8 protein-coding genes are annotated in these 6,838 nt (G+C 72.6%); 5 read left to right on the top strand and 3 right to left on the bottom strand.

The window, feature by feature from the left end; all coding sequences use genetic code 11:
• Nucleotides 1-172 precede the first annotated feature (172 nt).
• Nucleotides 173-652 carry a hypothetical protein gene (locus tag G5C60_RS48695; RefSeq protein ID WP_165270405.1) on the bottom strand — a complete coding sequence of 160 codons (480 nt, stop codon included), beginning with the start codon at nucleotides 650-652 and terminating at the stop codon, nucleotides 173-175.
• 188 nt (nucleotides 653-840) lie between these two features.
• Here G5C60_RS48695 and G5C60_RS48690 point away from each other — a divergent pair, with 188 nt between their 5' ends.
• Together G5C60_RS48690 and G5C60_RS48685 are read left to right on the top strand one after the other, a co-directional pair.
• Complete coding sequence (locus G5C60_RS48690; RefSeq protein ID WP_165270403.1) at nucleotides 841-1,527, top strand: response regulator transcription factor; 687 nt, start codon at nucleotides 841-843, stop codon at nucleotides 1,525-1,527.
• Nucleotides 1,527-2,849, top strand: a complete 1,323-nt coding sequence (locus G5C60_RS48685) for an ATP-binding protein (RefSeq protein WP_165270401.1) — start codon at nucleotides 1,527-1,529, stop codon at nucleotides 2,847-2,849. Before G5C60_RS48690 ends, G5C60_RS48685 begins: the two co-directional genes overlap by 1 nt.
• An 85-nt stretch (nucleotides 2,850-2,934) precedes the next feature.
• Here the strand turns inward: G5C60_RS48685 and G5C60_RS48680 are convergent, their stop codons facing one another.
• Nucleotides 2,935-3,735 carry a VTC domain-containing protein gene (locus tag G5C60_RS48680; protein WP_165270399.1) on the bottom strand — a complete coding sequence of 267 codons (801 nt, stop codon included), beginning with the start codon at nucleotides 3,733-3,735 and terminating at the stop codon, nucleotides 2,935-2,937.
• Nucleotides 3,732-4,433 (bottom strand): DUF4956 domain-containing protein, encoded by a 702-nt coding sequence (locus G5C60_RS48675; RefSeq protein ID WP_165270397.1) that lies wholly within the window; start codon nucleotides 4,431-4,433, stop codon nucleotides 3,732-3,734. The genes G5C60_RS48680 and G5C60_RS48675 overlap by 4 nt, the downstream gene beginning before the upstream one ends.
• A gap of 180 nt (nucleotides 4,434-4,613) precedes the next feature.
• Here G5C60_RS48675 and G5C60_RS48670 point away from each other — a divergent pair, with 180 nt between their 5' ends.
• From G5C60_RS48670 to G5C60_RS48660, 3 genes are all read left to right on the top strand, one after another.
• Nucleotides 4,614-5,237: a type 1 glutamine amidotransferase family protein gene (locus G5C60_RS48670; protein WP_165270395.1), complete on the top strand. Its 624-nt coding sequence runs from the start codon at nucleotides 4,614-4,616 to the stop codon at nucleotides 5,235-5,237.
• Entirely contained in the window at nucleotides 5,234-5,692 is a 459-nt protein-coding gene (locus tag G5C60_RS48665) for a MarR family transcriptional regulator (protein ID WP_165270393.1), read from the top strand. The genes G5C60_RS48670 and G5C60_RS48665 overlap by 4 nt, the downstream gene beginning before the upstream one ends.
• Nucleotides 5,693-5,771: 79 nt before the next feature.
• Nucleotides 5,772-6,838: serine/threonine-protein kinase (locus G5C60_RS48660; RefSeq protein WP_241267617.1), on the top strand; the 1,067-nt coding region annotated here is incomplete at its 3' end.

Raw genomic sequence — 6,838 nt, 5'->3', positions numbered from 1 at the left:
GGAGGGGCGCCTTTAGGGGGGTGCCTCTTTAGCGGGTGCCTCTTTGGCGGGCGCCCCTTCAGGGGCGCGGGGAACTGCGCGACCAGCCACAGCCGGCCCGCAGCCGAAAACCGACCGTGGGCGGGGCCCGGAGGGCCCGGGCGGTCCCCGGGGCGTCCCGCGGCGCGTCCCGTCAGTCGTCGGCGCCCGGCACACGCTGGGCCTTCGGCCCGTCAGCCACGCAAGTGACGTCGTACGCAAGATCATCCGCGTCGTCGGCGATCGGCTCCGCCTCCAGCCGGGCCACCGGCGCAGGCCCCCGCGCGACGTCCTCGTCGAACTGGTACCCGTCGGCCGGGCTCCAGGAGACGAGGAACACGCTCCCGTCGGCACGGCACTCGGCGGTGGCACTGCCTCCGGCGAAGTGCACGGTGTCCGTCCGAGGGCTGCGGCTCGGCCGCGGGGCCGTGGTGGCGCCCGGGGAATCCGACGACGGCGCGGAACCGGAGCCCAACGTGCTCGGCGCCGACCGCGTGCCCTCCGCGAGCGCGCGCCGCACAGCCGCGTCGTCCAGCGCGCGCCCGTGCGCGCCGCCGTCCCCGTCGGCGCTGGCGAGCTGCCAGGCGCCGAGGCTGCCCGCACCCGTGCCGACCGCGACCCATACCGCGGTCACGACCGCGCTCCGCCACCTCATACGAAGAGCTTGGCGCACCGTTCCCTAAGGCCGGGTTAAGACCCAGACAAAGCCGCAGACAAAGCCGCAGACAAAGCCACAGAAAAAGAGGGGTCTTTCCCCCGTCCGCGGATCAGCAGGCTCCCCTCGGCTCCACTTGACCCCAACTCCCTGATTACGGTGGCCGTATGGCCCATTTGCTCGTTGTGGAGGACGATCCCGCGCTGCGCGGGGCCCTGGTGCGCGCCCTGCGGGACAAGGGCCACGCCGTCGCGACGGCTCCCAGCGGCATGGCGGGGCTCGACGCGGCGGTGACCAGTCCGCCCGACCTGGTGGTACTGGACCTGGGGCTGCCGGACGTGGACGGCGCCCAGGTGCTGCGGATGCTCCGGGCCGTCAGCGACGTACCGGTGATCGTGGCGACGGCACGCGACGAGGAGCCGGAGATGGTCACGCTCCTGGAGAGCGGCGCCGACGACTACATCGTGAAGCCGTTCGGCGCGGCGCAACTGGACGCCCGGATCAAGGCGGTGCTGCGCCGTCTGGGCCCGCCCGAGGCGGAGGAACCGCTGCGGGTGGGCGGCCTCACCGTGGACCCTGTGTCCCGCGAGGTCACCCTCGACGGCCGCTCCCTCGACCTCACGCCCCGCGAGTTCGACCTCCTCACCCACCTCGCCCGCCGCCCGGGCCAGGTGGTGTCCCGTCGCGAACTCCTCGCCGAGGTCTGGCAACAGCCCCTGGGCGGCGCCGACAAGACGGTCGACGTCCACCTGTCCTGGCTGAGAAGAAAGCTGGGTGAGACGGCCCAGGAGCCGCGCTATCTGCACACGGTACGAACGGTCGGCGTCAAGCTGATGGCACCGGAGGCCTGCTAGTGCGGCGGCGGTTCCTCCTGCTCACCGGGGCCACCACCGCGCTGGTCCTGGCCGCGCTGCTGGTGCCGCTCACCCTGCTCACCCGCAGTCACGCCGCCGACCGGGCCACCGCGGAGGCGACCGCGCGGGCGCAGTGGGTGGCGGCCGCCACCGGACCCGAACTCGCCACGGGTGCGGACGGCCGGGAGAGTCGCGAAAGCCGGGAGAGTCGGGAGAGCGTCGAGCAGACCGTGCAGAGCGTCAACGGGCCCGGGCTGCCCAGCATTTCGCTCGTACTCGCGAACGGCTCCGTCATCGGCGCACCGGCACGCGTGACGGACGCGGTGCGGCTCGCACGGACCGGGCGGGCGTTCACGTACGAACCACCGGACGGCGGGCGGGTCGTCCTGGTGCCGGTGCAGGGCGCCGCCGATGGCACGGCGGTGGTCCAAGTGGCCCTCACCAGAGGGCAGTTGTACGAGGGCGTCCTCACGTCGTGGCTCGTGCTGGCCGGGATCGGTGTCGGGCTCGTCCTGCTGGGGCTGCTCCTCGCCGATCGCCTCGGCGCACGGCTCGTCGGCGCGACCCGCTCGCTGGCCCGCACCGCGGACCGGCTGGCCGCCGGCGACCTGTCGGCACGCGCCGAAATCGAGGGGCCGCCCGAACTCCGCCTGATAGCCGGTCAGTTGAACCGCCTCGCCGCCCGCATCGACGAGCTCCTCACTGCGGAACGCGAGAACGCCGCCGACCTCGCACACCGCCTCCGTACCCCTGTCGCCGCCCTCCGACTGGACGCCGAGACCCTGCGCGACCCGGCCGAGGCCGAGCGCATCGCCTCGGGCGTGGCCGCGCTGGAACTCGGCGTCGACGACGTGATCCGCAAGGCGCGGCGCCAGCTGAGCGAGGCGGCTCCCCGCGCCGACCTGGCCGCCGTCGCCCGCGAACGCGCCGCGTTCTGGCTGCCGCTGGCGGAGGACCAGGGACGCCCGGTCGAGGTCGACACCCCCTCCGAACCGCTGCCGGTCACCGTCCCCGCCGACGAACTCGCCGCCGCGCTCGACGCGTTGATCGGCAACGTCCTCGACCACACGCCCCAGGGCACCCCCTTCCGCGTCACGGCACGCGCCACCCCCGACGGACCGGAACTCCTCGTCGCGGACGAGGGCCCCGGCTTCCCCGGCCCCGGCCCGGGCACCCACGCCACCGAGCGCGGCAGCAGCGGCGCGGGTTCCACCGGCCTGGGCCTGGACATCGCCCGCCGCACGGCGGAGGAACCGGGCGGCCGCTTCCGCACGGAGAACACTCCCGGCGCACAGGTGAGGCTGACGTTCCCCGTCCCCTAAGAAGGCCGCAGGCCTCTCAGGGGCGCGGGGAACTGCGCGACCAGCCACGACGAACCCGCAGCTTGAAACCGCACCCAGCGGAGCGCTAGCGCGGAAACACCGTCCGCACCCACCGCACCCACGCATTCGCCCCCAGATCAGGCCGCAAGGCCGACAGCCCCGCGCTGTACTTCGTGAACCCGGCCGGCCGCACCCCGTACCCGTGCAGAAGGCGGTCCGCCGCCGTGAGGTGACCCCGGGTCTTCGTCTCGACGAGCACCAGCCCCTCGGAGGCGGCGGCGGTACGGCCCGTCGCCGGGTCCCGGACCAGCAGCCCGGCGTCGCACGTCACCCGCTCCCCGTCGGCGGAGAACGTCACGCGCCGGTAGTCCGTCACCAGCGAGGGCACGAGACCGGACGGGGCCTCGATGCCGTACGACCGCCCGAGGACGTCCGCCAGGAACCGGCGCCGCGCCCCGTCCAGCGGATGATCGCCCCCGTCCATCCGCTGCCGGTGCTTGACCGTCTCGCCGCGCCCGCTCTTGAGCTTGATCTCGAACTGCCGCTCCCCGCTGTCCTGATAGACCCGCTCCCGCACCCGGAAGCGCAGCCGCCGCCCCTGACGGTGGTCGTGGAAGGTACGCAGCCCGGGGGTGTCGTAGTACGTGGAGCGGTACTGGAAGGAGCGCAGGCCGCCGATGGCCAGTACCCGGAACGGGCCGCCCGCGCGCCGCGGATCGGCCAGCCGTGCCGCGAAGTCCTCGAAGACGGCGACGGGGACGACGTAACTATTGTCGTGGCGGGCCAGCAACTCGGCGCGGGCGTTCAGCTCGGCCAGCGAGAGGGGATGCGCGGCGAGCGCGGCCCGTCCGACGGCAGATTCGGCGGCACACTCGGCGACGCTCATCGCACCGGTTCCTCGACCGCGGGCACCCGCGCACCGTTCCGGACCGCTGCCGGCTCCCACGCGGATGCCCCGCCGGACCGCCCCCCGGTCCCGGCCGCGGACCCCGACGCCGACGCCGACACCGATTCCGCCCGCGCCTCCCGGTACCGCACGTCCACGACCATGAGGTCACGCACGTAGTCGACCTCCCGGACTATCCACCCCAGCGGCTCGCCCAGCCGAAGCCGCAGGTCCTCGCGGAGCGCGCCCGCGTCCCTGTGCACCACGTCGAGGGTGACGACGGCGCGGCGTTCCCGCGCGTACAGCCGGGGATGGTCGGCGACGTACACGACGAGCAGCAGGACGCCCGCGAGACCCGCGGCGATCCCGAGGCCAAGCCCTGGCAGCCCGCACAGCAGCCCCAGGACCAGGGTCGTGAAGTAGTACGCGACCTCCTGGTGCTGCACCGAGTCCGACCGGAGCCGGACGATCGACAGCACCCCGAAGAGCCCGAAGCCGAGCGCGAGTCCGCCGTCGTTGCCCACCCTGCCGAGCGCGGCGACGACCGCGAACAGCGCGACGTTCAGCGCGAGGTACGCCGGTACCAGTTCCCGCCTGTGGTGCCGTGGGTGGAAGACGGCGAACGTCAGCAGTGCGACTGCCACGAGATCGAGGCCCAGGTGGGCGGCGATCAGTCCGAGATTCTCTGTGCTGTCCATGCTGAAGACGCTAGGGAACGGGAGGTTAAGCGGACTGCTCGTACGGGTTAAGGAGTGCCCTCCGGGTCTAATGACGAGCCTATTGACAGCATGCTGTCTTTTTGACAGCATGCTGTCATCGAAGCTTGAGTCCAAACGCAAGCGCAAGCCCGAGAGAAGCGCCAATCCGGAGGAGCAGCCATGACCAGTACCACTCCCCGCAAGCCCGTCCACCTCGCCGTCTACGACACCTTCGCCGACTGGGAGACCGGGCACACGACCGCCTATCTCGCCCGGGCCGGGTACGAGATCCGGACGGCGGGCCCGAGCCGCGAAGCCGTGAAGACCATCGGCGGCGTGCGCATTCAGCCCGACCTCGCCCTCGATGACGTACGCCCCGAGGACAGCTCCCTGCTGATCCTCACCGGCGCCGATCTCTGGGACACCAGCGACGAGCTCGCGCCGTTCGCGCGCAAGGCGCGGGAGTTTCTCGACGCGGGCGTCCCCGTCGCCGCCATCTGCGGAGCCACCGCCGGGCTGGCCCGCGAAGGACTGCTCGACGACCGGAAGCACACCAGCGCCGTGTCCTTCTATCTGGCCGCCACGGGCTACAAGGGAGGCGAGCGGTACGTGGAGGCCGACGCCGTGACGGATCTGAGCGACGGACAGCTGATCACCGCCGGACCCACCGAACCCGTCGCCTTCGCCCGCGAGGTGTTCGGCCTGCTCGGCGTGTACGAGGGCGAGGTGCTGGACGCCTGGTACCGGCTGTTCCACGACTCGGACCCGGAGGCGTTCGCGGTCCTCGAGGCGGCCGGCAAGTGAGTCGCGAGCGTCAGGATCTGCTCAGCCGCAGCGCCCTCGGCGTCTTCCGGCTCAACGGGCAATTCCTGTCCGTGGCGGAGGAGTTGGCCCGGCCCGCCGGGCTGACCGCCGCCTGGTGGCAGGTGCTCGGTGCCGTACTGCGCGAACCCCTGCCCGTCTCCGGGATCGCCCGCACGATGGGCATCACACGGCAGAGCGTGCAGCGGATCGCCGATCTGCTCGTCGAGCGGGGACTGGCCGAGTACGCGCCCAACCCCGCCCATCGCCGCGCCAAACTGCTCACCCCGACCGAGGACGGCCGCGCGGCGATAGCGAAGATCAACCCCGGCCACGCGGCCCTCGCCGACCGCCTCGCAGGCATGCTCGGCGAGGACGTGTTCGGCGAGACCGTACGGGTGTTGGAACGCCTGTCACAGGCGCTCGACCAGGTCTCGTCGGCTGTTACGGAACCGTAGAGACAGCCCGACGCAACGCCCCGTACGGCCGCACTATCCTCAGCCTGTTGCACACGCACGGGGGAGGGTGGCGCTAGCCATGGAGAAGCTGGGGCCAGGGGATCCGCAGAGGATCGGCGCGTACCGGCTGTTGGCGCGGCTGGGTGCCGGTGGCATGGGGAACGTGTATCTGGCGCGCTCCGACCGGGGCAGGACCGTCGCCGTCAAGCTGGTCCGGCAGGAGCTCGCCGAGCAGGAGGAGTTCCGGGCGCGCTTCCGGCAGGAGGTGCGGGCCGCGCGGCAGGTCGGCGGGTACTGGACGGCGCCCGTGCTCGACGCGGACACGGAGGCCGCGATTCCGTGGGTGGCGACCGGTTATGTCGCCGGGCCGTCCCTCGAGACGGTCGTCGGGCATGACCACGGTGCGCTGCCCGAACGTTCCGTACGGATTCTCGCGGCCGGACTCGCGCACGCCCTCAAGGACATTCACGCCGCCGGGATCGTCCACCGCGACCTCAAGCCCTCGAACGTCCTCGTCACGATCGACGGCCCGCGCGTCATCGACTTCGGCATCGCCCGCGCCCTGGAGACGGTGACCGACGGGGGACTGACTCGTACCGGCGCGCTCGTCGGGTCGCCCGGGTTCATGGCGCCCGAGCAGGTCCGCGGCGACCGCATCACGCCCGCGTGCGACGTCTTCTGCCTGGGTTCGATCCTCGCGTACGCGGCCACCGGCGACCTTCCCTTCGGGACGGCCAACAGCGGGGTGCACGCGCTGATGTTCCGCATCGCGCAGGAGGAACCGGACCTGGAGCGGATCCCGGAGGGTCTCGCCGATCTCGTACGGCTCTGTCTGCGCAAGGACCCGGCCGGCCGGCCCTCCCTTGACGACATCCTGCACCGCACGGGTGCGGAGGACACGGTCTCCGACGGCCGCAGCCGTGACCCGTGGCTGCCGAGCATGCTGGTGGCGCAACTGGGGCGGCATGCCGTGCGGTTGCTGGACACGGAGAATCCGGAGGAGGGCGCGGACGCCGCCCCGAGGGCCGAGGAGCAGGCGCCCGGTGCGGTGGGTGTGGCGGGTGCCGCGGCCGCCGCGGGCGCCGTGAACCTCGCCGCACCCCAGGCCCGCGCCCCCGAACACGCCCCCGCTTCGGAGGCCGCTCC

The sequence above is a fragment of the Streptomyces scabichelini genome, assembly GCF_011045015.1.
GTDB classification, from domain to species: domain Bacteria; phylum Actinomycetota; class Actinomycetes; order Streptomycetales; family Streptomycetaceae; genus Streptomyces; species Streptomyces scabichelini.
The sequence above is the reverse complement of the archived record's forward strand: the minus strand, read 5'-3'. Positions and strand labels throughout refer to the sequence as shown.